A 24995-nucleotide genomic window follows, 5' to 3' on the forward strand; every position below is an offset into this window, starting at 1 on the left:
GAACGGAAAGTTCCTACGTAACAGAGAAAAAGAAAAGGGTCCTTCGGGGCCCTTTTCTTTTTGCCTATACTTACTGATGTTTTTCAGCGAATTCCATTACGCATGACCACCCGAAACGAGGCTTGGACCGAATATTGGCAGAGCGGGGCCCTGCATTCGTGCGTGGGGAGTCTGGACGAGGGCTATGGCGGCGCGATTGGTGATTACTGGCGCCGTACGGCCGACTCCTTTGCCAAACGTGCAGCGGTGCTCGATATTGCCACCGGCAACGGGCCGTTGCCAAAGTTGCTGGCCGGGCTTCGCGCGGATCTGCAAATTACCGGGATTGATGCCGCTGCGATCGCACCGGGGTGGTGGAGCGCAAGTGCATTCCCGCAGGTCGAGATGCTCGGTAACACCCCGCTGGCCGCACTGGCCGCGCAGGGCAGGTCGTTTGATGTGCTAACTAGTCAGTTTGGCTGGGAGTACATTCCGCGGCCGGAGTCCGTACAGCAGACTGTGGCGCTCTCTGCTCCCGGTGCGCGTTGGTACTTGGTGTGTCACCATGCGCAGGGGCGGCTGGCGCAAGTGGCGCAGGCAGAGGTTGATGGCGCCTCGCGCTTATTGGCCCCGCAGGGGCTGTTGCAGGCCGCGATAACGCTGTTGCCGTACGTGCGCTTGGCGAGTACGGATGCGACACGCTTGAATGCGGATGCCACGGCGGTGGCAGCAAGGATCGCATACAACGCAGCGATTACGGAGCTGGGGCAGGCGATTACGTCATCTGTAGCGCCCGATGTCATGATCCAGGCGCGGCAGGGCGTGCATCAGCTGTTGCAGCGCGCTGCTCAGGATCCGTCATTTGGCGCGGAGTCTACGTTGAGGCAGTGGCGCAGCGCCGTGGAGCGGTCGGTGCTGCGCAGTGGTGAGTTGGTCTCGCATGCCTTAAGTGTCGCGGACATGGACGCACTGCGCACCACGCTCCCTGCGGACGCAGTGGTAAACGTGAATGAGTTGCGCCAGGCCGAAGGCCTGTTGGCTTGGGCCATTGAGGTTACGCTGCCGAAACGCTGGGCATAAAAAAAGCGCCGATAAGGCGCCATTGACTCAGTTGCCGGAAGTCGGCTGCGGTGAATCGAAATTACAGACCCTGTTGGTAACGGACGTAGGGCACGGCGCCCTCGTCTTCGCTGATGTTGTCTGCGAAAGGATTCTTGCCGCGCGTCACAACGCTCTCGGCACCGATGGAGAATTCGCCCTTCCAGGGGGCGCGCCAGTTGAGACCCAGGCCGACATTACGGTATTTGGGTTGGTTTGGCGTTTCTACTACACGTCCGACAATGGAGGCGCTGAAGTTGCCGTAACCGGCACCGACGCTAAGCGATTGCATGTCCCAACGGTCGGCCAGGGCCGGCACATCATTTGCGGGGACCAGACGTGCGCGGGCGAGCGTGCCGCCGATGGAGATGGTGGCCTCACGTCCGATATTCTTGGCACCGAACACGGTCAGGCTGTTTTGGTTCAGTTGGCTGTTGCGCGCCAGGCCGGGGTTTGACAGCCAGTTGGGCAGGGATGCCGTGCCGCCACCGGCGAGTACGCCGATCTTGCCGCCGTTACGCGTCAGGCTCACACCGCTGAAGGCGCTAGTGGCGTTGCGACGGCCATCGCCGTCGACTGCGGCGAGTACACAGTTGCCGGACAACGAAGAAATGGCCGAAGTCGAAGCACTGTTTTTACAAATGACGCCGAGCGTGTCGCCACCGCTCAAACCGAGCGAAGCGCTCAGCGAGTTAGAACCCATTTGCCAGCGGCCACCGTTGGTGGTGGGCTCGAGCAGGAGCAGGGCCTCGACCTTGCCGCTGTTGCCGTTCCACAAGGGCAAAACGGTGGCGTTTTTGGACGATTGCGCAAACGCCGACGTTGCCGCGAGGGACGCGGCAACTGCAAAACTGGCGATGGCAATACGGCGCTTTGACATGTGTACTCAGTTGGACAGTCAGTCTCCGAAAAAAGTTCCGGATCCCAACTCCATGTTTACGACTTGTTAATAACCATTTAACAGGAACAATATGTCAATTGCAAGGCAATTCGGCAGCCCGTTCATCGGACTTTAGGGCTACTGCAGCGTGACAGGTCCGGATTGTTCAGCTTGTGACGACGCGTGGATGACGGCCATCTCTCCGGCGGTGAAATGATAGTCCTCACCGCAGAACTCGCATTTGACGTCGGTGGGGTGGTCCAGGCCGTCGCCTTCGGGGTCCGGGCCCAGCGAAATCAGCATGTCCTGCGCCCGTTCGCGCGAGCACGAGCAAGCAAAGGTGACCGGCGACTGTTCCAGAATCTGCAGCGTCTCGTCGTGGAACAGACGGTGCAATACTTCGGCCGAGGGCAAGTCCAGAAGTTCCTGTTCGCCCAGCGTCTCAAACAGTGCCAGCGCGCGGTCCCAGCCGTCCCGGTCGCGGTCGTCGGAACCGGGCAGCTTCTGCAGCATCAGGCCGGCGGCATGGCCCTTGTCGGCGGCCAGCAGCAATCGCGTCGGCAACTGCTCGGACTGCACAAAGTACTGTTCAATGGCTTCGGCCAAGGTCGGGCGGTCCACGGCCACCAGGCCCTGGTACTGCTGCATCTCGCGGTTGCCGACACCCTTGTTCTCAATAGTGATGGCCAGCAGGCGGTCGCCGCCCAGCGCGGTAAGGTCGCGCACTTCGGGGCCGGTCGCGCCTTCGGCAATTTGGGCGATACCGCGCACGGTGCCTTGCGCCGTGCTCTCAGTAAAGAGAGTGCGTAGATCGCCATCGGTCTTGAGTTGCAGCGACAGGCGGCCGTCGACCTTGATGTGGTGGCCAAGGATTACGGTGGCGGCAGTCGCTTCGCCCAGCAGGTGCGAGACGGCCTCGGTGTAGTCGGGACGGTCACGGATGCGCTCGGCGCTGTCGGCCAGGTGCACGGCCACGCCGCGAATACCCAGCTCCGGCAACAGGAAGCGGGTGGCTTGATCAGAGTTCGCCAAGGTCATTAGAAGATCCGTAGTAGTCAATCATTCCCTCAATAGTGCGGGCAACTAGCTGTTGTTCAAGGTCTGACAGCAGCGGATTCCAGATATCGAAGATCAGAACCACGCGGCGCTGGTCGCTGCGGTTCCAGGCGCTGTGCCGAATGGTGTCGTCAAAAATCAGCAATTCGCCTTGTTTCCAGGTGCGAACCTCGTCGCCGACCTGCAGAGCGCAGTCGGGCGGGATAATCAACGGCAGGTGAACGGTCAGGCGCGCGTTGGTCGCGCCGTTGTGCGGCGGGATCTCGGTATGCGGTCGCAGGGCCGAGAAGAACACAGCCGGTGCCCGTTCTTTGACCTGAATCTGCGGCGCCATGGCGACCGCGGCCTCGGTGGCTGGGCAACGCTCGCAGTGGGCGTCAACGCGCACCCCCTGATTCCACAAAAAGTACGCACTCCAACCGTCATCCCGATCGAGTGCATCGAACTGACCGGAGGATTCACCCTCGCGGGTTTGAACATACGGCACGAAGCCTTCTGCATCGGCGGCCGATACGGCTAGCAGCTCCTGCACAACGCGGTCGGTCTGTGCTTCGACATCGCGCGCCCATGCAAAGTCCGTCCGATCAAAGAACTGGATCGCCGGCAACTCGGGGAACGGCAAGTGAATCGGCTGAGCCGTGACGAAGGGCCGACGGCCGGTGGCAATGTCCAGGCAATGCAGATAGCGGCGCAGGTGTTTGCCGGATTCGCCGTTGCGCAACTCGTCGGTCCGTGACCACAGATGTTCGTGCAGCGCTTCCGCATCTTGCGCCTGCGCCGCCTCGGCCCGTTGCACCAGGTCGCGCAGTGTCGGATCCGCCTGCTGTTCCGGCGCCATGAACTGCAGGCCGGTGCGCCACATCAGCGCCGCGTTGCGCACGTCGCCAACGGACTCCAGAAATTGTGCTTTTTCAAAGCGTGGTCCCCATGCCGAAGGCATCGCAGCGACGGCCTGATCAAATGCCGTTCGAGCCAACTCGATCTGCCCTTGCCGATGCAGCACGCGTCCGAGATAGGCCAAAGCCAGGGCATGTCCTGGCGCCATTTGCACGGCACGGTCCAGCAGTTCGCGGGCTGTCTGCAACTGGCCGCGGTCGGCATTCTGCATGGCCATCTGGCACAGCTGATGGACCTGTTGATCGAGTTGCTGCTGGCGACGCAGCGCATCCATGGAGTCTGACGAATTCATGGTTGAAGTGTACCTTGCGATGCACATTATTCGGTCAGTCCTGCCGTAAACTGAGTTCCCATGACTCCTCGAAATGTCTCTCCATCTGCCACTCGCTCCCGGCGCCGTTGGTCCACGCTGATCTTCAAGACCATCGGCGTACTGGTGCTGATCAGCGTGCTGCAGGTTCTGGTACTGCGCTTTGTGCCGCCACCGATGACGGCCTTCATGCTGTGGCGCCAAGTGGATGCGTGGATCGGCGGCGACAAGGACTACCGTTGGCGTTACGACTGGGAACCTCTAAGCAAAATGTCGCCGAATGTGCCGGTCGCTTTGGTTGCCGCCGAGGACCAGCTGTTCGCGGAGCATTACGGATTCGATGTGGTAGCCATCGAAAAGGCCTATGCCAATAACGCCAAGGGCAAACGGGTGCGCGGCGGTTCCACGATCTCGCAGCAGGTCGCCAAGAATCTGTTTCTGTGGAGCGGCGGCGGTTATTTCCGCAAGGCGCTTGAGGCCTGGTACACGCTGCTGATTGAAACCTTGTGGCCCAAGCATCGCATTATCGAGATGTACGCCAATATTGCCGAGATGGGCGATGGCGTCTACGGTGCGCAAGCTGCAGCGCGCAAGTTCTGGCGTACTGACGCGAGCAAGTTGTCACGCTCTCAGGCCGCGCGGCTTGCCGCCGTGCTGCCCAATCCCAAACGCTACAATGCCGCCAACCCGGGCCCCTATGTCAGCCGTCGTGCGCGCTGGATTGAGCGGCAGATGGGGCGCATCGGCGGTCGCGGCTATTTGAAGCAGTTGGACTGAAGCCCGCTATACTGCATGGAACCCGCTACGGAATTCGGATTTGAGTAACTTCAGTACGACCCACGCAGATGCAGCTCATCGGCGCCTGACCGTACTGGTTGCTGCCTACAATGAGGCCAGCTCGCTGCCCTTGCTGCATCCGCTGATCCGTGCGGCGCTCGATGATGTCCATGCCGCGCACGGCATCGAGACGCGCGTTCTGTATGTGGATGACGGCAGTCACGATGCCACCTGGTCCATTCTGCAATCGTTCCGCGAGCAGGATCCGCAGGTCTCCGTGCTGCGTCTGTCGCGTAATTTCGGCAAGGAAATCGCACTCACCGCAGGTCTTGATCAGATCGAGCAGGGCGGCGTCGTCATTCTCGATGCCGATGGCCAGGATCCGCCGGCTTTGATCAGCTCGCTGGTGCCGTATTGGCTGCAAGGCTATGACGATGTGTACGGCACCCGCACCAATCGCGATGGCGAATTGTGGTTCAAGCGCATCACTGCCAAGTGGTTCTACCGCGTGATCGGACATCTGTCGGACACGCCGATTCCCGCCGATACCGGTGATTTCCGTTTGCTGTCCGAGCGTGCCGTGCAGGCGCTGGGTCAATTGCGCGAACGCAACCGCTTCATGAAGGGATTGTTCGGCTGGGTCGGTTACAACCGCATTTCCGTGCCGTACTCACGCGCGCCTCGCAATGCCGGCAAGACCAAGTTCAACTTCCGCGGGCTGTGGAATCTGGCGCTCGATGGCATCACCAGCTTCTCACTGGCACCGTTGCGGTTAGCAACCTATACAGGCGTGGTCGCGGCGCTGTTTGCCTTTGCGGGCATGGCCTTCGTCATGATTCGTGCGGCGCTGTATGGCGATCCGGTGGCCGGCTGGCCTTCGATGATGGCCGTGATTCTTTTTATCGGTGGCGTGCAGTTGCTGGCGCTAGGCGTGATCGGCGAATACCTTGGGCGCATGTATAACGAGTCCAAGCAGCGGCCGCTGTATCTCGTTGACCAGCAGTTGCCCGATCGCAGCGGCCACTAAAGCCGTATTTTAAGCGCCGGAGGCCGCTTGGCGGACCGCAACGTGCGACATCACCGCGACAAAATGGCAGGCGCTGCCGGCAATCACAAAACCGTGCCAGATGCTGTGCGAGTAGGGGATTTTTTTGGCCATGTAGAACACGGTGCCGAGCGTATAGAACAGACCGCCGGCCAGCAGCCATTGCAGCGTAAACGCGGACAGCGAATTCATCATCGGTTTGACGGCGACGACAATCAGCCAACCCATCGCAATGTAGATCAGGGTCGAAATCAGTTTAAAGCGACCGGTAAAAAACAGCTTAAAGGCGATGCCGGCAGCGGCCAGTGACCAGATGACGGTGAGCAAGCTCCAACCCCAGGGTCCGCGCAGGCCGACCAGCATAAACGGCGTATAGGTACCGGCGATCAGCAGGTAGATCGCGCAGTGATCCAGTACCTTAAATCGTGCCTTGAGCTTGGGTTGCGGGATCGAGTGATACACCGTCGAGGCCAGGTACATGACAAACAGCGTCGCCACATAGACGATAGCGCCGCTCAGCTGCCACACATCGCCCCATAGGGCCGAAAGCGTAATCAGCACCGCACCCGCACCCAGCGCTGCAGCGGCAGCGATACCGTGAGTCAGCGCATTGGCCAGCTCTTCGCTCGCGGAGTACTGGCTGTGGTGGTGCGGGATAGTCATTTGGAATAACTCCGGTAGGTTTGAACTTAGCCGAGATCGACTGAGTGCGCGTGTTCGCGCGTCGCCAGGAATTGCACTTCCGGATGCCGTTCCTGGGTCAGGTTCAGATTAACGCGAGTCGGGGCCAGATACACCAGTTCGCCGGCAGCGTCATTGGCCAGATTCAAAGCGTTCTTGTTGACGAACTCTTCGAGCTTTTTCGGATCGTCGCAACGGACCCAGCGCGCAGTGGCCACATTGACGTTCTCGAACAGAGCATCAACACCGTATTCGTCCTTGAGGCGATAGGCCACCACATCGAACTGCAGCATCCCGACGGCGCCCAGGATCAGATCGTTGGACATCATTGGCTTAAAGAACTGGGTTGCGCCTTCCTCACTCAATTGTGCCAGGCCCTTTTGCAGCTGCTTGAGCTTGAGCGGATCGCGTAGGCGGGCACGGCGGAACAGTTCCGGTGCAAAGTTCGGAATGCCCGTAAACGCCAGGTTCTCGCCCTCGGTAAAGGTGTCGCCGATGGCAATGGTGCCGTGGTTGTGAATGCCGATCACATCACCGGGGAAGGCATCCTGTGCAATCTCGCGGTCGCTGGCCATAAAGGTCAGCGCATTGGCGAGTTTGATTTCCTTGCCCACGCGCGGATGGAAGGCCTTCATGCCGGCGGTGAACTTGCCCGAGCAGATGCGCATAAAGGCGACGCGGTCGCGGTGCTGCGGATCCATGTTGGCCTGAATCTTGAAGACAAAGCCCGTGAGCTTGTTCTCGGTCGGATCGACCTTGCGCGTCGTGGTCTCGCGCGCCTGCGGCATGGGTGCATGTTCAACAAAGAAATCCAGCAGCAACTGCACGCCGAAATTGTTGACGGCCGAGCCGAACGTGACCGGCGTCTGTTCACCGCGCAGGTACGCCTCCATGTCGAAGGGATTGGTTGCGCCTTCGACCAGTTCCAGCTGTTCGCGCACCTCATCGAGCATGTTCTGACCGATGGCGTCTAACACGCCCGGATCATCGAGCGAGGGGAAAATGGTGCTGTCCTGACGCGTAAAATTGCGACCCGATTCGAACAGATGCACCTCACCCGTGAGCAGATGCACCACGCCCTTCAGGCGCGGACCCATGCCGATCGGCCAGGTAATCGGAGCGCACTGAATGCCGAGCACCGATTCCACTTCGTCGATCAGTTCAATCGGATCTTTACCTTCGCGATCGAGCTTGTTGATAAAAGTCATGATGGGCGTGTTGCGCATGCGGCACACTTCCATCAGCTTGATGGTGCGTTCCTCGACGCCTTTGGCCACGTCGATCACCATCAGCGCGCTGTCAACGGCCGTCAGCACGCGATACGTGTCCTCGCCGAAGTCGGCGTGGCCCGGAGTATCGAGCAGGTTGACGATCTTGTCTTCGTACGGGAACTGCATGACCGACGAGGTCACGGAGATGCCGCGCTCCTTTTCGAGCGCCATCCAGTCGGAGGTGGCGTGGCGTGCCGCCTTGCGGCCCTTGACCGAACCGGCCATCTGAATCGCACCGCCGAACAGCAGGAGCTTTTCGGTCAGGGTGGTTTTGCCGGCGTCAGGGTGGGAGATGATGGCAAAGGTCCGGCGGATCTTGGCCTGCATGGATACGTCAGTGGACACGGATGCCTCAAATGGAGCAGTTAACCGCTCATTTTACCGTGTCGAAGGCCATTCGCGGCGTCAAGCTGCCCCGGCGCCCGCCCGATTCAGCATTCGATGACGTTGACCGCCAGCCCGCCGCGCGAGGTTTCCTTGTACTTGTCCTGCATGTCACGGCCGGTATCGCGCATGGTCTTGATGACTTTGTCGAGCGAGACCTTGTGCTTGCCGTCACCGCGCAGCGCCATGCGGCTGGCATTGATGGCCTTGACCGCGCCCATCGCGTTGCGCTCGATACAGGGGATCTGAACCAGACCGCCGATCGGGTCGCAGGTCAGGCCCAGATTGTGTTCCATGCCGATTTCGGCGGCGTTCTCAATCTGGCTCGGAGTGCCGCCCACTGCCGCCGTCAGCCCGCCGGCGGCCATGCTGCAGGCCACGCCGACTTCGCCCTGGCAGCCGACTTCGGCACCGGAGATTGAGGCATTTTCCTTGTACAGAATGCCGATCGCGGCCGCTGTCAGCAGAAAATTACGAATACCCTGCGCCGAAGCGCCCGGAACAAAACGGTCGTAGTACTGGATCACGGCCGGGATGATGCCCGCGGCGCCGTTGGTCGGCGCTGTCACCACGCGGCCGCCTGCGGCGTTCTCTTCGTTGACGGCGAGCGCATACAGATTGACCCAGTCGAGCGTGGTCAGCGGGTCGCACAGTGCGGCCTCGGGGCGTTCGCTCAATTCGCGATACAGGGAGGGCGCACGACGCGACACGTTCAGTCCGCCCGGTAAGGTGCCCGATTCGCGAATGCCGCGATTGAGACAAGCCAGCATCGCCGCCCACACATCGTCGAGACCTTGTTCGATCTCCGGCACGGTTCGCCAGGCTTGCTCATTTGCCATCATGACCTGCGCAATGCTCAGGCCATGTTCCTTGCATTGAGCGATCAGCTCATCGCCACTGTGAAACGGATAGGGCAGCTCGGTGGTGTCCGCGACGATACGGTCTTCGGCGGCCTCATCCTGATTGAGAACAAAACCGCCACCGACCGAGTAGTAATCGCGCGTGGCCAGCACTTCGCCATTGGCGTCGTAGGCGAAAAAGCGCATGCCATTGGTATGAAACGGCAGTTTTTGCCGCTTATTCATGATCAGATCGTGCTTTTCGTCGAAGGAAATCTCGCGCTCGCCATGCAGACAGATCGATTTATTGCCGCGAATGCGTTCCAGGCTCGGCGCAATGATGTCGGGATCGATGCGATTGGGCAGATGGCCCTCGAGTCCCATCAGCACCGCTTTATCGGTACCGTGGCCGCGACCCGTTAGGGCCAGCGAGCCGAACACCTCGGCACGCACGCGCGTCACACGGTCCAGGCATTGCGTGTCAACTAGCCAATGCTCGACAAAGCGAGCGGCGGCAAGCATCGGACCGACGGTATGCGAGGAGCTAGGTCCTACACCGATCTTGAACAGGTCGAAACAGCTGACAGCCATGCGCGGAACTCCGGAAAGCGGCGATAATGCAAACCTCTAGTTTAGCGTTTATGTGCACCGACCGTGACCACCGTGAGTGCTGCCGTGCCCGACGATCCCGTATGGATTCTGTATCAGCGTGATGATTGCCATCTGTGCGATCTCGCGCTCGAAGTGCTGGCCGCCGCTCGCTTCCCCGAGTTCGAATCGGTGTTCATTGATGACGATGCGGACTTGGAGGCACAATGGGGCACCGTCGTTCCGGTGCTCCGACACGTGCCCACCGGCGCCGTCCTGTGCTGGCCGTTCAACGAAAACGCCCTGCGCGATTTTCGGCAGGGCGTTGATCAGAACTCAAAGTAAGCGCGCAGTTTGCGCTCAGCGACGGCGCGGATGCATGCGATCGAGCAGTCCGTCCTTTAATACCATTTGGTGATAGATGGCGGCGCCGGCATGCACAATGACGACTGCCAGCAGCACCCAGAACATCGTCTCGTGCCACTCGCTGCTCAGTTCGCGCAGCGCCGGATTTTTGGCGACCAGATTCGGCAGCTCGCCCAAACCGAAGTAGTTGACCGGCCTTCCACCTGCGGAGCTCATGATCCAACCGCTCAGCGGCATGGCCAGCATCAGAACGTAGAGCAGGCCGTGAGTGATCTGCGCCGTCAGGTGCTGCCAGTTTGGTGTACTCATGATGCGAGCAGGCGATGGCGTGAACAAATTCCAGACCAGACGTACGGCGGCCAATACCAGCACGGTAATGCCCAGCGCTTTGTGCCAACCCATGATCAGCTTGCGCAGATCGCCGGGGAAATAATCGTGCGTCAGGCCGATCACGGCAATGACGAACAACATCAGCACCATCAGCCAGTGCAGGAACTTGCTGGTGCCGCTCCATTGGGTGGGACGCAGCGCGGTAGAAGTGCTCATGATCGCGGTTCCTTGATGGATTGTCGTGATGGTTTAGCGACGGCTGTGGTTGTGCACGGCCTCGACCAGAGCGGCGACATGATCCGGACTCATGTCGGGCGACATGCCATGGCCGAGGTTAAATACGTGGCCATCGCGGCTGCCGCCATTGCCCTGCATGTACGAATCCAAGGCGAAGGCGGCCTCTTTGGCGATGGCCTCGGGTGTGGCGTACAAAGTCACCGGATCCAAGTTGCCTTGCAGTGCGACCTTGTTGCCGATACGACGGGCGGCATCGCCCAGGTCGACGGTCCAGTCAATGCCGACGGCATCGGCTCCGGTGTCGGCCAGCGCTTCGAGATGCAGACCATTGCCCTTGCCGAACAGAATGACCGGTGCATCGCCGTCTTGCTTGAGGGCCTTGGAAATCTGTGCCATGTACTGCAACGAAAACTCGCGATACATGCGCGGCGACAGCACGCCACCCCAGGTATCAAAGATCTGCAGGGCCTGTGCGCCGGCAGCGCGTTGCGCCTTGAGGTAGGCGATGACGCTGTCGGTGACCACTTGCAGCAGCTTGTGCATTTGCTCGGGTGCATTCAGAGCCAGGCTCTTGACCTTGGCGAAGTCCTTGCTGCCACCGCCTTCGACCATGTAGCAGGCCAAGGTCCACGGGCTGCCGGAGAAACCGATCAGCGGCACTTGGCCATTGAGTTCGTGGCGAATCGTGCGAACGGCATCCATGACATAACGCAGCTCCATTTCCATGTCCGGCACGGCTAAGCGTTCAATGTCCTGCGGTGTGCGAATCGGGCGCTCGAACTTGGGGCCTTCGCCATCTTCAAAATACAGACCCAGGCCCATGGCATCGGGCACAGTCAGAATGTCGGAAAACAGAATCGCGGCATCGAGCGGGAACCGACGCAGCGGTTGCAGCGTGACCTCGCAGGCGAGTTCGGGGTTCTTGGCCAGGCCCAGGAAGCTGCCGGCCTGGCGGCGCGTTTCGCGGTATTCCGGCAGGTAGCGGCCGGCTTGGCGCATCAGCCAGATGGGCGTGCGGTCCACAGGCTGGCGGCGCAGGGCGCGTAGGAAGCGATCGTTGGCGAGGGCCGCATCCGTGGCGGCGATAGTGTTTTCAGTCATCGGTCAATTTTACGGGATACGGCCCGTCTCGCGACGCTAAAGCGGGCTTTGGTGAATGACAGCCCGGCCGAGCTGCTGCAGCAGAATCAGGCGCAACGCGCTGCCCGTGTTCTTTTTGTCGAGCCGCATGTGGTGCTTCTGGGTCTGCGGGTCGGTGCCTGCCGGCGGTTCAGTTGGCAGGCCAAAGCGTTGCAGGGTGTCAATCAGCTGCTGCGTATCGGCCGCCGGCAACTGCAATGCCGATTCGCTGTGGCGGGCCGCTTGGACCATGCCGATGGCCACGGCTTCACCGTGAAGCAGGGCGTCACCGTAGCCGGCCATCACTTCGAGCGCATGGCCAAAAGTGTGGCCGAAATTGAGCAAGGCCCGCTCGCCGCGTTCGGTCGGATCGCGTGCAACGATGGCGGCTTTGTAGCGGATGCAGCGTGCGACCAGTTCGGTCAGGGTAGCGGCATCGCGTGCTGTGATTTCTGCCGCATGCTGCTGCAGCCACTGCATAAATTCACGGTCGAAGGCAGCGCCGTACTTGATCACCTCGGCCATGCCGGCAGCAAACTCGCGTGCGGGCAGGGTGGTCAGTGTCGCGACGTCGGCGATTACATGTCGCGGCGGATGAAATGCGCCGATCAGATTTTTGCCGTGGGGCAAGTCCACCGCGGTCTTGCCGCCGACACTGGAGTCGACCATCGCCAGCAAGCTGGTGGGCACTTGAATGCAATCAATACCGCGCATCCACAGTGCGGCCGCAAGTCCGGCCAAGTCGCCGATCACTCCGCCGCCAAGTGCAAGCACCACCGCATCGCGGCGCATGCCGGCATCGGCCAGTTGTTCGAGTACGTTGCCCAGTTGCTGCCAGTTCTTGCTGGCTTCGCCGGCGTCGAGCGTGAGGCTCAGGATCTGTGCATCGGGGTGAGCGGCGGTCAGGCCTTCGTGCACGGCCTTGAGATACAAGGGGCCGACGTGGTGATCGGTAATCAGCGCAAACTGTTTGGCGCTCTGCAGTTGCCAAGTGGTGGCGTTGCGCAGCAGCTCGGCTCCGACGGTGACGGTATAGGGCCGCGGGCCGTCAACTCGAATGGTGGTGTGTTCAGTCATGCCAGTTCTGCTTGATTTGAGTCAGGAGCTTAGCGCATGCGCTCCGTGGCGATTGGTGGCCGTCATTGCAGAAGGTCAGGTCGGCGACTTCGGCGTAGTACGGTGCGCGGATACGGGCCATCTCCTGCAGAATCTGTTCGCGGTTCTCTGATTGCAGTAACGGGCGTGAACGATCGCACTGCAGACGCTTCAGTTGGCTCGCTAGCGGCACCTGTAAATGCACGACGTAGGCGTTGTGCAGCAACTTGCGATTTTCTTCGCGTACGACGCAACCGGCACCGGTGGCCAGAACTTGTGCCGGCGTGGCGATGGTGTCGCGCAACGCCAGATGTTCCTGCTCGCGGAAATACGCTTCGTTGCCTTGCGTAAACAGGGTGGAAATGCAGACGCCGACGCGACTCTCGATCTCGCGGTCTAGATCCGTAAAGCGCCATTGCAGGGCCTGGGCAAGCAGTCGGCCGATGCTGGATTTGCCGGCACCGGTCGGGCCGACCAGAACAATGGAGGAGGGGGCTGTCATAACGGAAATTTGATCGGCTATGCAAAGGACTTTAACAGCCTGCAGCGTAGTGTGGAATTCAGGGTGCGGCAATTGGCTGCAGTCTCATCGAATTCAAGTTCACCACTAGTCAGGAGCATTCCATGTCCGTAGCAAAAGTAATCGAGGTCTCGTCGTCGTCCGAAATCGGTGTTGAAGATGCCGTACGTAAGGGCCTGCTGAAAGTGGCCGAGACGGTCAAGAACATCAAGGGCGCATGGATTGCCGAGCAAAAGGTTGTCACCAACGCCGATGGCTCCGTCGCCACCTGGCATGTCAATCTGCGCATCACCTTTGTCGTCGACTGATTTGCGTCTGTAGTTTCCGGTTTCAGTTCGACTTCGCCCCCGCTGCCGACCGGTCGCGGGGGTTTTGTATTTCGCGCTTACAATGAGCGCATGAGCAGCCATCCTCTGTATCTAGAAGCCCTCGCCGCGTTTGATCGTCTGCAGGCCGAAGCGGCCGCCGTCGGCGAGCCGGACTCCACCGCCATGTATGTGGCCACCGCGGATGCGCAGGGGATTCCTTCGCTGCGTACCGTGCTGTTAAAGGCACACGACGAGCGCGGTTTCGTGTTTTACACGCATCTCGATGGGCGCAAGGGCCGCGAGCTGATCGCCAATCCGCATGCCGCGCTGCTGTTTCATTGGCCGCGGATCGGTTTGGGTGTGCAGTATCGTGTCGAAGGCCGCGTGAGCGTCGTTAGTGATGCCGAGGCCGATGCGTATTTCGCGTCGCGTCCGCGCGGTTCACAGATCGGTGCGTGGGCTTCGCATCAGTCGGAGCCCCTGGCCAGTCGCGAGGCATTCGACGAAGCCTGTTCCGAAGTCGAGTCGCGCTTTGATGGCATGGACGTTCCGCGTCCGCCGCGTTGGACCGGTTTCCGTATCGAGCCGAACGCGATCGAGGTCTGGTACGCCGGCGAGTTCCGTCTGCACGAGCGTTGGCATTATGTGCGCGATGCGAATTCGGGCGACTGGTCCAAGACGTTGCTGTTCCCGTGAGCGGTCCGCGCCGCATCGTCTGTCTCACCGAGGAGCCGACCGAGACGCTCTACGCATTAGGTGAGCAGGATCGGATCGTGGGGATTAGCGGCTTTACGGTGCGGCCTTCGATTGCGCGGCGCGAGAAACCCAAAGTGTCGGCATTCACTTCGGCCAAGATTGACAAGATCATGGCGCTGCAGCCCGATTTTGCGATCGGATTTTCGGATATTCAGGCCGATATCGCGGCGGAGCTGGTGCGGCGTGGTGTCGAGGTCTGGATCGCCAATCATCGTTCGGTCGAAGGCATTCTCGATTACATTCTGCGGCTCGGCGCGCTGGTGGGTGTGCCGCTGAAGGCGCAGGCGTACGTGGATGCGTTGCGTGCGGGGCTTGACGCGGTGGCGGCCGATGTAGCCCTGGATGCGTCGCGTGGGCTGGCTCGTCCTTCGGTCTATTTCGAGGAATGGGATGAGCCGATGATCAGCGGGATTCAGTGGGTCGCCGAGCTTATCCGCATCGCGGGTGGCGATGACATCTTTCCGGATCTGGCGCAGGAGTCGCTGGCGAAGGGGCGGATCATGGCCGACGGTTCGCGGGTCGTGGCGGCCAATCCCGACATCATCATCGGGTCGTGGTGCGGCAAGAAGTTCCGGCCGGAGCAGGTGGCGGCGCGTCCTGGCTTTGATCAGATCGCGGCGGTGCGCAACGGGCGCCTGCATGAAATCAAATCCGTGGAGATTCTGCAGCCTGGCCCCGCCGCGCTGACGGACGGCCTCGCTGCCCTGCGCCGGATTATCAAAAATGGGGACGGAGGGAATTAATTTTTCTTAACAAATGCACGGCGCTTTGGCGCCAGCGAATTCATTTGTTAAGAAAAATTAATTCCCTCCGTCCCCATTTTTTTGCTCCTCACCGGTACTCGCGGCCGTCGGCGACCACGGCATGAAGCGCACCGAGCAGCGCGTCGCCATTTTCCAGCCGCCCGGCGATGACGTGACGTACACCATGGACCTGCTCGGCACGCCCATGCACCAGCAGCAACCGCGACTCTGCGAGTACGCGCCGCTGCTGCAACGCCAGATCCTTCCAGATCACGATGTTGATCGTGCCGGTCTCGTCCTCGAGCGTGACGAAGGTGACCCCGGCCGCTGTATACGGCCGCTGCTTGACGGTCACCAGTCCGCCGACATGCACCAGTTGGCCGTGACGCGCGGTCTCGAGCTCCACGGCACTGCGGAACCGACGAGCGCGCAGTGCAGGGCGTACCAGCGACAGCGGATGCGGCCCCAGCGTGGTGCCGGTACTGGCGTAATCGCGCAGCAGATCCTGGCTGATCGTTGGTGCCGGCAAGGCGACGGAATGCACATCGGCATCGGCCTGCGCATCGACGCTGACCAATAAGGGCCGCGACGATTCGATGCCTGCCACCGCCCATTGCGCCCGATGGCGATGCCCGGCCAGACTGCGCAGCGCACCCGCATCGGCCAGCAGGGCACGATGCCGCGCATCCAGACCGCAACGCAACGAAAGATCCTCAACCGAATCGAACGCACGCACGGACCGCTGCGCCATCAGGGTCTCCGCCACCTCCTGCCGGAACCCCGAGACCATGCGCCAGCCGAGGCGGATCGCCGCTCGGCCTTCGTGACGTTCAATGGTGCAGTCCCAATCGCTATGCAAGGCATCGACAGGCAGCACGGCGACATCGTGACGACGCACATCCTGCAGCACCTGATCGGGCGTGTAGAAACCCAGCGGCCACGAGTTGATCAGCTCGCAGGCAAAGTGCGCGGGGTAATGGCACTTTAGCCAGGAACTTATGTAGGTGAGCAATGCAAACGAGGCGGCATGTGATTCCGGGAACCCGTATTCGCCAAAGCCCTGGATTTGCGTAAAGATGCCCTCGGCGTATTCGGCCGTATAGCCATTACGCAAAAATCCCTGCAATAAGCGCTCCCGATGCGGTTCCAGACCGCCGCGCCGTTTCCATGCCGCCATCGAGCGCCGCAACGCATCGGCCTCGCCCGGCGTATAACCCGCACCGAGAATGGCCAACTGCATCACCTGCTCCTGAAACAGGGGCACGCCCAGTGTCCGCTCAAACACCGAGCGCAAAGCGGGCGGATAGGTAATCGGTTCCAGCCCCTGCCGTCGCCGCAAATACGGGTGCACCATCTGCCCGACAATGGGTCCCGGTCGAACGATAGCCACCTCGACGACCAGGTCGTAATAGCAACGCGGACGTAAGCGCGGCAACATGGCCATCTGCGCACGCGACTCAATCTGGAACACGCCCACGGTATCGGCCTTGCAGATCATGTCGTAGGTCTGCGCACATTCCGAAGGCACGCTCGCCAGGTCGAGATCGCATTCGCCATAACGACGCAGGCAATCCAACGTTTTACGAATTGCCGTCAACATGCCCAGGGCCAGGCAATCGACTTTGAGCAGACCCATGGTGTCGAGATCGTCCTTGTCCCACTGGATGATGGTGCGATCATCCATAGCCGCATTCTCGGTGGGCACCAAGGTGCTCAACGGCCGCTCGGAAATCACGAACCCGCCCGGATGCTGCGACAAATGCCGCGGAAAATCGATCAGCTCGACGGTCAGGCTGATGATCCGCCGCATCAGCGGCGTCTCGGGATCAAAGCCTTTTTCCCGCAGATATTCATCGACCGGTGCATGACCGCCCCACCGATCCATGGTCGAAGCGAGTGCATTGACCTGATCGGGCGCCATGCCCAATGTCTTGGCGACATCGCGAATGGCACTGCGGCCCCGATAATGCGCCACGACTGCAGTGAGCGCGGCCCGCTCACGCCCGTACCGATTGAACACGTACTGCAATACTTCTTCGCGGCGCTCGTGTTCAAAGTCGATGTCAATGTCGGGCGGCTCATTACGCTCGGCGGAGATGAAACGCTCAAACAGCATGCCCATGCGTACCGGATCAATGGCGGTAACGCCCAACGCATAACACACCACCGAGTTGGCGGCCGAACCGCGACCCTGACAGAGAATCTGGCGCGAGCGCGCAAACCGCACAATGTCATGCACCGTCAGAAAATACGGCTCGTAGCGCATCTGCGCGATGACAGCCAGCTCGTGCTCAATCTGCTGCTGAGTCTGCTCGTCGATTCCTGCAGGCCAACGCTCGCGCGCCCCCTGCAGCACCAGGGTCCGCAGCCATTGCGAAGGTGTGCTATTGGCCGGCACCAGCTCCTGCGGATATTCATAGCGCAACTGGCCCAGATCGAAGGCCGTGCATAGCTCGGCAACACGCACAGTTTCAGCCAGCAAATCGTGCGGATAGATATTGCTCAAGGCCTGTTTAGTACGCAGATGCCGCTCGCCATTGGGAAACAGATACGCACCCGCTTGTGTCAGTGTGCAGTGATGACGAATCGCCGTCAGCGTATCCTGCAGCGCGCGTCGTGCCCGTACATGCATGTGCACATCGCCCGAAGCGACGGCCGGCATCTGCATCTGCCTGGCCAGCTCGAGCAGTCTCGCGCAGCGCGTCGCATCATCGGGCCCGCGATGCAGCTGCACGCTGAGCCATGCCGAGTCGCCGAAGGTATCCAGGATCCACTGCGCGTGTTCACGCTGCTGCGCAGCGCTTGCATGGTCGTCCGGGACCCAAAGTGCGATCAGACCTTGACGGCAGGCGGTGGCTACATAGTCCGACGACAGACTGCGGTATTCGCCTTTCGGGGCGCGACGACGCGCAACAGTGATTAGCTGCGAGAGCGTCTCGTAACCTTGCAGATTGCGAACCAGCACGACCAGCTTGGGGCCGCCTTCGATGCGAATCTCACTGCCGACAATCAGCGGCACCTGATGCTCACGCGCTGCCTCCCACGCGCGCACGATCCCTGCCAGTGTGCATTCGTCTGTCACTGCCAGTGCGTGGTATCCGATTTGTTTAGCCCGCGCGAACAGTTCCTTGGCGGTCGATGCGCCGCGCTGAAAACTGAACGCCGACAGGCAGTGCAGTTCCGCGTAGTTCACGATCGTGGCAGCCAGCCTGGTTCTCAGTGCCTATTGGGCAAATGCACGGGCTGGCGCGTCAACAGTTAAAAAAAATGGCGCCGATCCGGGCGGTCGCAGCGCGGTTTTACGCGCAAATTGCAGTATTTTCATTGCGTTCGACTAAGTCCGATGCGCATAGTCGGCACCGTCGGCAGATCTCATTCTCAGTGCCGAAGGCAACGCCGGAATCGCATTCGTTTCGGTCTATGATGAGAGCTCCATTCAATGCGGGATGTCTCACAACCATGAATGATCAGGGACCGCAAATCTCAAGGATGCAGCGTTAAGCAACACAACAATCGGAGATTCGTATGGCACCGCTAACAAAACAAAAGCAGATCATTGGCCTTGCAGGATGGCTCCTGGTCAGCTTTGTCACCGCAGCAATCGGTGGCGCCGCGTCGGTCCGGGCGGCACCGTTCTATGCGCAGATCGTTCGCCCCGATTGGGCACCGCCGGGCTATCTCTTTGGCCCGGTCTGGACTGTGCTGTACGCCCTGATGGGTGTCGCCGCATGGCTGGTTTGGCGGGTTGGCGGCTTTCGCGCAGCCAAAACTGCGCTCCTGCTGTTTCTAGTGCAACTTGCGCTCAACGCGCTATGGAGCTGGCTGTTCTTTGGATGGCATCGTGGAGGCTTAGCCTTTGCTGACATTCTGGTGCTCTGGACATTGATTGCGGCAACGCTAGTCGCCTTCTGGCGTATCAGACCATTGGCCGGTGCGCTGCTCATTCCGTATTTGCTGTGGGTCAGTTTTGCTTGCGCACTCAATTACTCGGTTTGGCAGCTTAATCCCGAGGTCCTGGGTTGAAGCGATTGCCGCGGCACTGGGTCGAACACACTGCCCACTGGCGCACCGCCCCCATGGCCTACTGGGTTCACGTAGAAGCCGAGGGCGAAGTGTGGAGCGCGGCCACGCAATACTCACCGCCGGCACCTGTTCCGGATGGGGCCAAAGGGTTTCCGCTGCTGTGTATCGAGTCGCAGGGCTTTGTCTTCGTGTTCTCCTCCACTCCACAGTTGGAGGAAGCGATTCGTGTGCTGTCCCTTGTACCTCTGCCCACCACGCGTCGTCTATCCGCGGCCCGCCGTGGTGGTCATGGCCCGAACAGCCATTGGTTGAGCAGGCTGCCGGGCTCCGTCAAGTCGCCTAAGGCACGCCGTCGCGCGGTAGAAGATCTGCAGTCGGTGTCGCGTAGCTTGGCACCTAAGCAAACCAGCCGTGGAGCATGAAGCCGAAACCGTCGGCGCCGGGTTGCATGCCCGCGGGACACCACACCCACGCCTGCTGACCCTGTGAAGTCCGTACGCGGTAGTAATCACGACGAATCCCATCGCCATCCCACCAGCCGCTCTCGATGCGTTCGGGGCCGTTGAGGTATTCGACTCGCGTATCGCGTAGCAGTACGGGTTGCTGCAACAGCCACGCCGGACGCGCGGGTATGGCCGCGGCATCGGTAGTCGGGTAGTGTGGGTCGCTCTCGCGCACCCGTGAGCGCCAGGCCTGTTCGGGGCGGTGATCGGGGAAGGGTGTGAGGCGGCACACCGACTCATCGCCTAGGCGAGCACGCAGGCGTTCCAGCAGAGCATCCCAACCGATGGCCTGCGCCGGCCGTAGATCGAACAGGTCGCGAGAGGCGGGTACGAACGGCGGCAGTTCATTGGCAACCAGCCGCATGCCGCGCACCGGCGCCGGTACACGGGCCGCCTCTAGGCGCCCCTTGGAGAACTCGAATAACGCGGCGGACTCTCGTTGCGGGCTCAGCAGGCCGACTCGTACGGGTGTGGCCGGTACGCTTTCATGCTCGAGCAGAATGTCGAAGTGCTGGACGCCGCCATCGCGCCCTGCCAGATAAGCAGCCAGATCGCCGGTGAGACGCCGCAACGGAAACAGCAGCGCCTGAGACGATTCGATCTCGTGATCGAACTCCATGCGCAGATCGAAACGATCGGGCGGGCGGTAAAAAGTCAGAGGGGTCTCGCGGGTGCCGAGCAGTTCATCGAGATGGTGCAGCAAGGCCGACGAAAACCGTTTGGCCAAGGACGGGCGCGGCAAATCCAGCACCTGCTGCAGGCGGCGTAGGCCCATTCGCGACAGGGACTCGACCACCGCCGGATCGAGCCCTGCGTGTTCCAGCGGCAATTGTCCCAAGGCGGAGTGCAGGTGGCCATCGCCCACGGCAAAGTCGGCATGCGCGTTGGCCAGTACACGCGCTGCAAACGGATTGGGTGCGGCGACCAGATGATGGCGAAACCCCAGCTGCTGTAGCTCATCACGCAGGCGCGAACGGAGCCGAGGCCAGGGACCAAACAGACGCAGGCTGCCCTCGACCTCGAGCACAATGGCCTGATCGAAGGCCGTGCAGACCTGTGAACTGAACCGGTAGGCCCATGCCGCCAGGAACTGTCGCCAGTGCTCGGCCTGCGCCGGGTCGTACTCGACGCAGCCGAAGTCGGCGACGATGGCCTGCGCCGATGCCAGCCCCATGCCGGGGCGCAAGCCCGCTGCCTGTGCTGCCGGGTTGACCGCAGCCAAGACGCGCTTTTGCGTCGGACCGGTGACCAGCACCAGTGGTCGCTCCGGATCGGGGTGGTTACGGAGTACCGCATCGAGAGCCAGATGCGGCAAATAGAGACAGGCCCAGTGCATGGAGACGATCCCGTAATCAGACGGCGGCAACACGCAATGTCGGCTGAGATTGCGGATTTAGAGGGATGGCATTGGCGGGCGGAGTGCCCCCGCGACACTTGAGGATGCGCACCTTGGGGCCCGACAGTTCACTACTGATCTGTAAGCGCAGTGCGGCGGGCGAGGGGTTGCGCGACTCGCGCTGATCACGGAACACAAAACCTAAGGCCTGTCCGGTTTGAGCGGCCACCTGCAGTCGGCGCAGGGCGCGATCATCGGCCTTGTGCGGCCAGCACAGGACGGCGCTGCACGCGCCCGAGCGCAGGCATTGCTCGGCGGCCCAGAGCGCCTCGGTGGAGTTGGGGGCCTGGACAACCTGCAAGTGGCGGAGATCAATGCCGGCGGCCTGCCAGGCGGGCGCATAGGGAATGTAGGGCGGTGCGATCAGCACCACGGGACGCCCGGCGGCGGTCTGCGTCAGGCGCGCCAGCGTGGGCCAGAGCAGGCGGATTTCACCGACCCCATCGGCCCCGAACAGAATCTCGCTCAGGGCCTGATCGGGCCAGCCGCCGCGAGGCAAGACGGTATCCAGCGCCGCATAACCGGTGGGCTGCCGGGCGACCCGGTCTGCCATGCCGCGATCCGGGCCATGGTGCGGCGAGTGGCCGCGCCAGAGGGTATCGCCATCGAGCAGGGAATTGACGTTCATGGAAGGCATTGGGACACTCGTAAGGGTCAAGGTCAACCGAGTCAGTACACGCCTTTGCTGTCGCTCCAGTTGAGATTTGCACTTGCCCGGCGTGGTTCAAGTAATGCTTTAAGCATGACTACCGTCACTGCGCCGCGGGCCATTGCCGGTGCTACGCTGAGGAGGCCATCCCCTCCATTGAACGACCGGAATCGAATTTATGTCCACCACCGCTTCGCCCTTGCTAGAGCGCAACACTGTATTTGGCTGGTTAGCCCTGGCCACGAGCCTGTTGCTGTCCGTGCCGCTGATCGCCATGCAGTTCACACCGGAGGTCAACTGGACCGGCTTCGATTTTGCCGTCATGGCGGTGCTGCTGTTCGGAATGGGCAGTCTGTTTGTGCTGATTGCGCGCAAGGTGCCGCGGCAATATCGCACGCTGCTTGCCGTGGGTATGGGTCTGCTGCTGCTTTATATCTGGGCAGAGCTGGCCGTCGGTATTTTTACCGATCTCGGCAGCTGATTTAACCGGCAGCGAGTTCGATACCGCGGTCACGCGCCGCGGTCAGTGCGCGTTGCACGATGTCGCGAAACGCATCGCGCTCAAAGCTCTCGATAGCTGCCTGAGTAGTGCCATTGGGTGAGGTGACCCGTTGGCGCAGTGTGGCCGCATCGGCATCAGTGGACTCGGACAGCAGATGCGCTGCACCCAGCAGCGTCTGATTGGCTAGTGCAATCGCGGTCTCGCGCGGCAGTCCAAGCGACTGCGCGGCATCGGCCATCGCTTCGGCCAGTAAAAACACATAGGCCGGCCCGCTACCGGAAACGGCGGTGACCGCATCCATCAGGGATTCGTCTGCGATCCACTCGACGAGACCGGCGCTTTGCATCACGGCTTGGGCCTGTGCGCGTTGCGATGCACTCACATCGTCGGCGGCAAACATGCCGGTGGCACCGAGACCGATTAATGCCGGCGTGTTGGGCATGGTGCGGACGATGGCAGCGCCTTCGCCCAGGTGTTGACGCAGGCGCTGCAACGGAATGCCTGCCGCAATCGAGATCACCAGAGGTTGTCGCTGTGCAACGGCATCGCGCAGAGAGTCGCACACGCTATCCATGACCTGCGGTTTGACCGCCAGTAACCAGCATTCGGCTTGCAATGCAGCGTCTGCGGCTGTGGCATGTGTGTGCACGCCAAAGTCAGTAGCCAGTGCTGCGCGCGTGGATTCGTTGGGATCGGCAACGTGGATGCGATCGCCGGGCATGCCGTTCTTGAGCAGGCCGCCAATCAGCGAGCGGGCCATGTTGCCGCCGCCGATAAACGCAAGGCTAGCGGGGAATGCAGTGTCCGTCATGGAGAATCCTTTATCGGGCGCATGCCAAAGATTGCGGAACCGACGCGTAGCATCGTCGCGCCTTCGTCAATGGCTTGCAGGTAGTCGCCGCTCATGCCCATCGACAAGGTGTCGATCTGCGGATCTTGAATTTGCAGCGAATCGAACAGCGATTTCATTTGCCGGAAGGTAGCGCGTGCATCGTCGGATTGTTCGTGCTGACGGCCAATGGTCATCAGGCCGCGCCACCGCAGTGCAGGCGTTGCCAGGATGGCTTCGGCCAAGGCGGGCACATCGGCAGGGGCACAACCGTGTTTGGCGTCGTCATCGTCAATGTTGACCTGAATCAGTACATTGAGCGGTTCACCGCCATGCGCGAGTCGGCCACGCGATAACGGCGCCAGCAACTTAGGACGATCGACAGTATGTATCCAGTCGAAGAGCTGCGCTGCCTGTTCGGCTTTGTTGGATTGCAGATGGCCGATCAGATGCCAGACCGGCGTCGGGGCCGAACTGCGTAACGCGCAGATTTTGGCAGTTGCCTCCTGCACGTAGTTCTCACCGAAATCGCGTTGACCGGCCTGTAGCAGCTGTTCAATCTCTGCCGCGGATCGGGTCTTGGATACGGCAACCAGTTGCGCCGGCCGAGTCGGAGAACGCACAGCTGCACGCTCAGCGATCTGCGCTTGAACGTCGGCCCACTGCCGTTGCAATTGCGAGTTCGATTCCATGGTCTCATTGTATCCAAGCGTTCGTATAATGAAATGAACTCCTGCGCGATGGCATGACATGAGCACCGACACCAATCAATTGCTGAACCAGTGCCTGATTGCCTTGCCCAACATCGAGGACATGGGCGTATTTGAGCGTAGCGTCACCCTGATCTGTCAGCAGGATGCCGATGGCGCGCTGGGTCTGATTATCAATCGCCCGGCGGAACTCAACGTGGGCGAGGTGTTTGATCAGCTCGGCATTCGGTCGCACGATGCCGAACTGCGCGCGCGCATGGTCATGCAAGGCGGGCCGGTGCATACCGAGCGCGGTTTTGTACTGCACGATGGCGGTCTCGCGTGGGACTCCTCACTGCAGATCAGCGAGCATCTTTTTCTCACCACCTCGCGCGAAGTGCTCGAGGCCTTGGGTAAAGGCGATGGGCCAAAGAACGCACTGATTGCTTTAGGGTGCGCCGCGTGGGCACCCGGACAGCTCGAACAGGAACTGATGGACAACGTGTGGCTCACCGCGCCTGCGGATGCCAACTTGCTGTTCGAAACGCCGCCCGAGTTGCGCTGGCAGGCCGCAGCGGGTCGCATCGGCGTCGACCTGTCGCGTCTCACCGATTACGCAGGTCACGCATGAGTCTGGATCCCACTCGCCCCGTGATGTCGTTCGATGTCGGTGCGCGCCGTATCGGCGTCGCTGTCGGCAGCGCCTTCGGCGAGGGCAGTAAACCCATTGGCGTGGTCATGGTGCATGCAGCCGGCCCCGACTGGCAGCAATGCGAGAAATGGGTCAGGGAATGGCGCCCTGCCGGATTCGTGGTGGGGGATCCGCTGACCATCGACGGTGGCGATCAGCCGTCGCGACAACGCGCGCGACGATTTGCGCAGGATCTGGTTACGCGCTTCAAAAAGCCCGTTGTGATGATGGATGAGCGCACCAGCTCGATCGAGGCCGCGCAGCGTTTTGCTGCCAGTCGCGCCGGGGGTAATGCCAAGCGGCAAGATGCCGAACTGCTCGATGCCTGGGCCGCTGCGGTGATTCTGGATCGCTGGCTCGCGTCACCGCAAGACGGAGTCGAGCTGCAGTCGCAAGGCGATTCCTAGGCCACATGATAGAATCAGCTTCAGTCG

General features: G+C 61.1%; 27 protein-coding genes. 12 read left to right on the forward strand and 15 right to left on the reverse strand.

The genetic code is table 11. From position 1 onward, the window contains the following. Positions 1-102: 102 nt before the first annotated feature. Positions 103-1059, forward strand: coding sequence for a class I SAM-dependent methyltransferase (locus V3390_RS04785; protein ID WP_331703569.1), 957 nt, complete (start codon positions 103-105; stop codon positions 1057-1059). Positions 1060-1120: 61 nt separating this feature from the next. Here the strand turns inward: V3390_RS04785 and V3390_RS04790 are convergent, their stop codons facing one another. The 3 genes from V3390_RS04790 to V3390_RS04800 form a co-directional block, all read right to left on the reverse strand. After that, positions 1121-1957: an XOO1806 family protein gene (locus V3390_RS04790; protein WP_331703570.1), complete on the reverse strand. Its 837-nt coding sequence runs from the start codon at positions 1955-1957 to the stop codon at positions 1121-1123. 138 nt (positions 1958-2095) lie between these two features. Next, complete coding sequence (gene hslO / locus V3390_RS04795) at positions 2096-2989, reverse strand: Hsp33 family molecular chaperone HslO (RefSeq protein WP_331703646.1); 894 nt, start codon at positions 2987-2989, stop codon at positions 2096-2098. Further along, positions 2976-4202 (reverse strand): aspartyl/asparaginyl beta-hydroxylase domain-containing protein, encoded by a 1227-nt coding sequence (locus tag V3390_RS04800; protein ID WP_331703571.1) that lies wholly within the window; start codon positions 4200-4202, stop codon positions 2976-2978. The genes hslO and V3390_RS04800 overlap by 14 nt, the downstream gene beginning before the upstream one ends. A 60-nt stretch (positions 4203-4262) precedes the next feature. Here V3390_RS04800 and mtgA point away from each other — a divergent pair, with 60 nt between their 5' ends. Both mtgA and V3390_RS04810 read left to right on the forward strand, forming a co-directional pair. Beyond that, positions 4263-4997, forward strand: a complete 735-nt coding sequence (gene mtgA / locus V3390_RS04805) for a monofunctional biosynthetic peptidoglycan transglycosylase (RefSeq protein WP_331703572.1) — start codon at positions 4263-4265, stop codon at positions 4995-4997. Positions 4998-5037: 40 nt separating this feature from the next. Continuing rightward, positions 5038-6024, forward strand: a complete 987-nt coding sequence (locus tag V3390_RS04810; RefSeq protein WP_331703573.1) for a glycosyltransferase family 2 protein — start codon at positions 5038-5040, stop codon at positions 6022-6024. A gap of 9 nt (positions 6025-6033) precedes the next feature. Here V3390_RS04810 and trhA read toward each other — a convergent pair whose 3' ends face one another. The 3 genes from trhA to V3390_RS04825 all read right to left on the reverse strand — a co-directional run bounded on the left by trhA (position 6034) and on the right by V3390_RS04825 (position 9808). Then, positions 6034-6705: a PAQR family membrane homeostasis protein TrhA gene (gene trhA / locus V3390_RS04815; protein WP_331703574.1), complete on the reverse strand. Its 672-nt coding sequence runs from the start codon at positions 6703-6705 to the stop codon at positions 6034-6036. A gap of 26 nt (positions 6706-6731) precedes the next feature. Beyond that, a complete protein-coding gene (locus V3390_RS04820; protein ID WP_331703647.1) occupies positions 6732-8321 on the reverse strand; it encodes a peptide chain release factor 3 in 1590 nt (529 codons plus the stop codon). A gap of 104 nt (positions 8322-8425) precedes the next feature. Further along, complete coding sequence (locus V3390_RS04825) at positions 8426-9808, reverse strand: L-serine ammonia-lyase (protein ID WP_331703575.1); 1383 nt, start codon at positions 9806-9808, stop codon at positions 8426-8428. 72 nt (positions 9809-9880) lie between these two features. Between V3390_RS04825 and V3390_RS04830 the strand changes: the two genes are divergently transcribed. Further along, complete coding sequence (locus V3390_RS04830) at positions 9881-10150, forward strand: glutaredoxin family protein (protein ID WP_425493014.1); 270 nt, start codon at positions 9881-9883, stop codon at positions 10148-10150. Between the two features lie 15 nt (positions 10151-10165). Here the strand turns inward: V3390_RS04830 and V3390_RS04835 are convergent, their stop codons facing one another. From V3390_RS04835 to V3390_RS04850, 4 genes are read right to left on the reverse strand one after another with little or no spacing between them, the layout of a single operon-like run. Continuing rightward, on the reverse strand, positions 10166-10717 hold the full coding sequence (locus tag V3390_RS04835; RefSeq protein WP_331703576.1) for a cytochrome b: 552 nt from the start codon (positions 10715-10717) through the stop codon (positions 10166-10168). Between the two features lie 33 nt (positions 10718-10750). Then, the gene (gene hemE, locus V3390_RS04840) at positions 10751-11839 is read right to left on the reverse strand and encodes a uroporphyrinogen decarboxylase (RefSeq protein ID WP_331703577.1); all 1089 of its coding nucleotides are present in this window, start codon (positions 11837-11839) and stop codon (positions 10751-10753) included. Positions 11840-11875: 36 nt separating this feature from the next. After that, positions 11876-12934 (reverse strand): 3-dehydroquinate synthase, encoded by a 1059-nt coding sequence (aroB, locus tag V3390_RS04845; protein WP_331703578.1) that lies wholly within the window; start codon positions 12932-12934, stop codon positions 11876-11878. Beyond that, the gene (locus tag V3390_RS04850; RefSeq protein WP_331703580.1) at positions 12927-13454 is read right to left on the reverse strand and encodes a shikimate kinase; all 528 of its coding nucleotides are present in this window, start codon (positions 13452-13454) and stop codon (positions 12927-12929) included. The genes aroB and V3390_RS04850 overlap by 8 nt, the downstream gene beginning before the upstream one ends. A gap of 122 nt (positions 13455-13576) precedes the next feature. Between V3390_RS04850 and V3390_RS04855 the strand changes: the two genes are divergently transcribed. The 3 genes from V3390_RS04855 (at position 13577) to V3390_RS04865 (ending at position 15279) form a co-directional block, all read left to right on the forward strand. Further along, positions 13577-13780 (forward strand): dodecin family protein, encoded by a 204-nt coding sequence (locus V3390_RS04855; protein ID WP_331689239.1) that lies wholly within the window; start codon positions 13577-13579, stop codon positions 13778-13780. A 90-nt stretch (positions 13781-13870) separates the two neighbouring features. Beyond that, positions 13871-14476 carry a pyridoxamine 5'-phosphate oxidase gene (gene pdxH / locus V3390_RS04860; protein WP_331703581.1) on the forward strand — a complete coding sequence of 202 codons (606 nt, stop codon included), beginning with the start codon at positions 13871-13873 and terminating at the stop codon, positions 14474-14476. Further along, positions 14473-15279: an ABC transporter substrate-binding protein gene (locus tag V3390_RS04865; protein WP_331689241.1), complete on the forward strand. Its 807-nt coding sequence runs from the start codon at positions 14473-14475 to the stop codon at positions 15277-15279. The genes pdxH and V3390_RS04865 overlap by 4 nt, the downstream gene beginning before the upstream one ends. 88 nt (positions 15280-15367) lie before the next feature. Here the strand turns inward: V3390_RS04865 and V3390_RS04870 are convergent, their stop codons facing one another. After that, positions 15368-18487 (reverse strand): error-prone DNA polymerase, encoded by a 3120-nt coding sequence (locus tag V3390_RS04870; protein ID WP_425493015.1) that lies wholly within the window; start codon positions 18485-18487, stop codon positions 15368-15370. A gap of 317 nt (positions 18488-18804) precedes the next feature. Here V3390_RS04870 and V3390_RS04875 point away from each other — a divergent pair, with 317 nt between their 5' ends. Together V3390_RS04875 and V3390_RS04880 are read left to right on the forward strand one after the other, a co-directional pair. Continuing rightward, positions 18805-19302 (forward strand): TspO/MBR family protein, encoded by a 498-nt coding sequence (locus V3390_RS04875; RefSeq protein WP_331689243.1) that lies wholly within the window; start codon positions 18805-18807, stop codon positions 19300-19302. A 53-nt stretch (positions 19303-19355) separates the two neighbouring features. Continuing rightward, on the forward strand, positions 19356-19724 hold the full coding sequence (locus tag V3390_RS04880; protein WP_331703584.1) for a hypothetical protein: 369 nt from the start codon (positions 19356-19358) through the stop codon (positions 19722-19724). On the opposite strand, the gene V3390_RS04885 is transcribed toward V3390_RS04880, so the two are convergent. Together V3390_RS04885 and imuA are read right to left on the reverse strand one after the other, a co-directional pair. After that, positions 19699-21141, reverse strand: a complete 1443-nt coding sequence (locus V3390_RS04885; RefSeq protein WP_331689245.1) for a Y-family DNA polymerase — start codon at positions 21139-21141, stop codon at positions 19699-19701. The two genes, V3390_RS04880 and V3390_RS04885, sit on opposite strands and share 26 nt — an antisense overlap. A gap of 16 nt (positions 21142-21157) precedes the next feature. After that, positions 21158-21838: a translesion DNA synthesis-associated protein ImuA gene (gene imuA, locus V3390_RS04890; protein ID WP_331703585.1), complete on the reverse strand. Its 681-nt coding sequence runs from the start codon at positions 21836-21838 to the stop codon at positions 21158-21160. Between the two features lie 190 nt (positions 21839-22028). Between imuA and V3390_RS04895 the strand changes: the two genes are divergently transcribed. Continuing rightward, a complete protein-coding gene (locus V3390_RS04895) occupies positions 22029-22331 on the forward strand; it encodes a hypothetical protein (RefSeq protein WP_331703586.1) in 303 nt (100 codons plus the stop codon). A gap of 1 nt (position 22332) precedes the next feature. Here the strand turns inward: V3390_RS04895 and proC are convergent, their stop codons facing one another. Together proC and V3390_RS04905 are read right to left on the reverse strand one after the other, a co-directional pair. Further along, complete coding sequence (gene proC, locus V3390_RS04900; protein WP_331703587.1) at positions 22333-23163, reverse strand: pyrroline-5-carboxylate reductase; 831 nt, start codon at positions 23161-23163, stop codon at positions 22333-22335. Continuing rightward, positions 23160-23873 (reverse strand): YggS family pyridoxal phosphate-dependent enzyme, encoded by a 714-nt coding sequence (locus tag V3390_RS04905; protein ID WP_331703588.1) that lies wholly within the window; start codon positions 23871-23873, stop codon positions 23160-23162. The genes proC and V3390_RS04905 overlap by 4 nt, the downstream gene beginning before the upstream one ends. Positions 23874-23931: 58 nt before the next feature. Between V3390_RS04905 and V3390_RS04910 the strand changes: the two genes are divergently transcribed. Continuing rightward, the gene (locus tag V3390_RS04910) at positions 23932-24501 is read left to right on the forward strand and encodes a YqgE/AlgH family protein (RefSeq protein ID WP_331689250.1); all 570 of its coding nucleotides are present in this window, start codon (positions 23932-23934) and stop codon (positions 24499-24501) included. Beyond that, positions 24498-24968 (forward strand): Holliday junction resolvase RuvX, encoded by a 471-nt coding sequence (gene ruvX, locus V3390_RS04915; RefSeq protein WP_331689251.1) that lies wholly within the window; start codon positions 24498-24500, stop codon positions 24966-24968. The genes V3390_RS04910 and ruvX overlap by 4 nt, the downstream gene beginning before the upstream one ends. The last annotated feature ends 27 nt before the right edge of the window (positions 24969-24995 follow it).

Origin of the sequence: Aquilutibacter rugosus (assembly GCF_036541335.1) — a bacterium.
Classification (GTDB): domain Bacteria; phylum Pseudomonadota; class Gammaproteobacteria; order Xanthomonadales; family Xanthomonadaceae; genus Aquilutibacter; species Aquilutibacter rugosus.

Coding starts and splice junctions, on each gene's coding strand:
- V3390_RS04790 (WP_331703570.1), bottom strand. CDS start 1,957: ATGTCAAAGCGCCGTATTGCCATCGCCAGTTTTGCAGTTGCCGCGTCC.
- mtgA (WP_331703572.1), top strand. CDS start 4,263: ATGACTCCTCGAAATGTCTCTCCATCTGCCACTCGCTCCCGGCGCCGT.
- imuA (WP_331703585.1), bottom strand. CDS start 21,838: ATGCCTTCCATGAACGTCAATTCCCTGCTCGATGGCGATACCCTCTGG.
- V3390_RS04850 (WP_331703580.1), bottom strand. CDS start 13,454: ATGACAGCCCCCTCCTCCATTGTTCTGGTCGGCCCGACCGGTGCCGGC.
- V3390_RS04875 (WP_331689243.1), top strand. CDS start 18,805: ATGGCACCGCTAACAAAACAAAAGCAGATCATTGGCCTTGCAGGATGG.
- trhA (WP_331703574.1), bottom strand. CDS start 6,705: ATGACTATCCCGCACCACCACAGCCAGTACTCCGCGAGCGAAGAGCTG.
- V3390_RS04825 (WP_331703575.1), bottom strand. CDS start 9,808: ATGGCTGTCAGCTGTTTCGACCTGTTCAAGATCGGTGTAGGACCTAGC.
- V3390_RS04905 (WP_331703588.1), bottom strand. CDS start 23,873: ATGGAATCGAACTCGCAATTGCAACGGCAGTGGGCCGACGTTCAAGCG.
- proC (WP_331703587.1), bottom strand. CDS start 23,163: ATGACGGACACTGCATTCCCCGCTAGCCTTGCGTTTATCGGCGGCGGC.
- V3390_RS04835 (WP_331703576.1), bottom strand. CDS start 10,717: ATGAGCACTTCTACCGCGCTGCGTCCCACCCAATGGAGCGGCACCAGC.
- V3390_RS04910 (WP_331689250.1), top strand. CDS start 23,932: ATGAGCACCGACACCAATCAATTGCTGAACCAGTGCCTGATTGCCTTG.
- hemE (WP_331703577.1), bottom strand. CDS start 11,839: ATGACTGAAAACACTATCGCCGCCACGGATGCGGCCCTCGCCAACGAT.
- V3390_RS04800 (WP_331703571.1), bottom strand. CDS start 4,202: ATGAATTCGTCAGACTCCATGGATGCGCTGCGTCGCCAGCAGCAACTC.
- V3390_RS04885 (WP_331689245.1), bottom strand. CDS start 21,141: ATGCACTGGGCCTGTCTCTATTTGCCGCATCTGGCTCTCGATGCGGTA.
- ruvX (WP_331689251.1), top strand. CDS start 24,498: ATGAGTCTGGATCCCACTCGCCCCGTGATGTCGTTCGATGTCGGTGCG.
- V3390_RS04820 (WP_331703647.1), bottom strand. CDS start 8,321: ATGCAGGCCAAGATCCGCCGGACCTTTGCCATCATCTCCCACCCTGAC.
- pdxH (WP_331703581.1), top strand. CDS start 13,871: ATGAGCAGCCATCCTCTGTATCTAGAAGCCCTCGCCGCGTTTGATCGT.
- aroB (WP_331703578.1), bottom strand. CDS start 12,934: ATGACTGAACACACCACCATTCGAGTTGACGGCCCGCGGCCCTATACC.
- V3390_RS04785 (WP_331703569.1), top strand. CDS start 103: ATGACCACCCGAAACGAGGCTTGGACCGAATATTGGCAGAGCGGGGCC.
- V3390_RS04895 (WP_331703586.1), top strand. CDS start 22,029: ATGTCCACCACCGCTTCGCCCTTGCTAGAGCGCAACACTGTATTTGGC.
- V3390_RS04880 (WP_331703584.1), top strand. CDS start 19,356: ATGGCCTACTGGGTTCACGTAGAAGCCGAGGGCGAAGTGTGGAGCGCG.
- V3390_RS04855 (WP_331689239.1), top strand. CDS start 13,577: ATGTCCGTAGCAAAAGTAATCGAGGTCTCGTCGTCGTCCGAAATCGGT.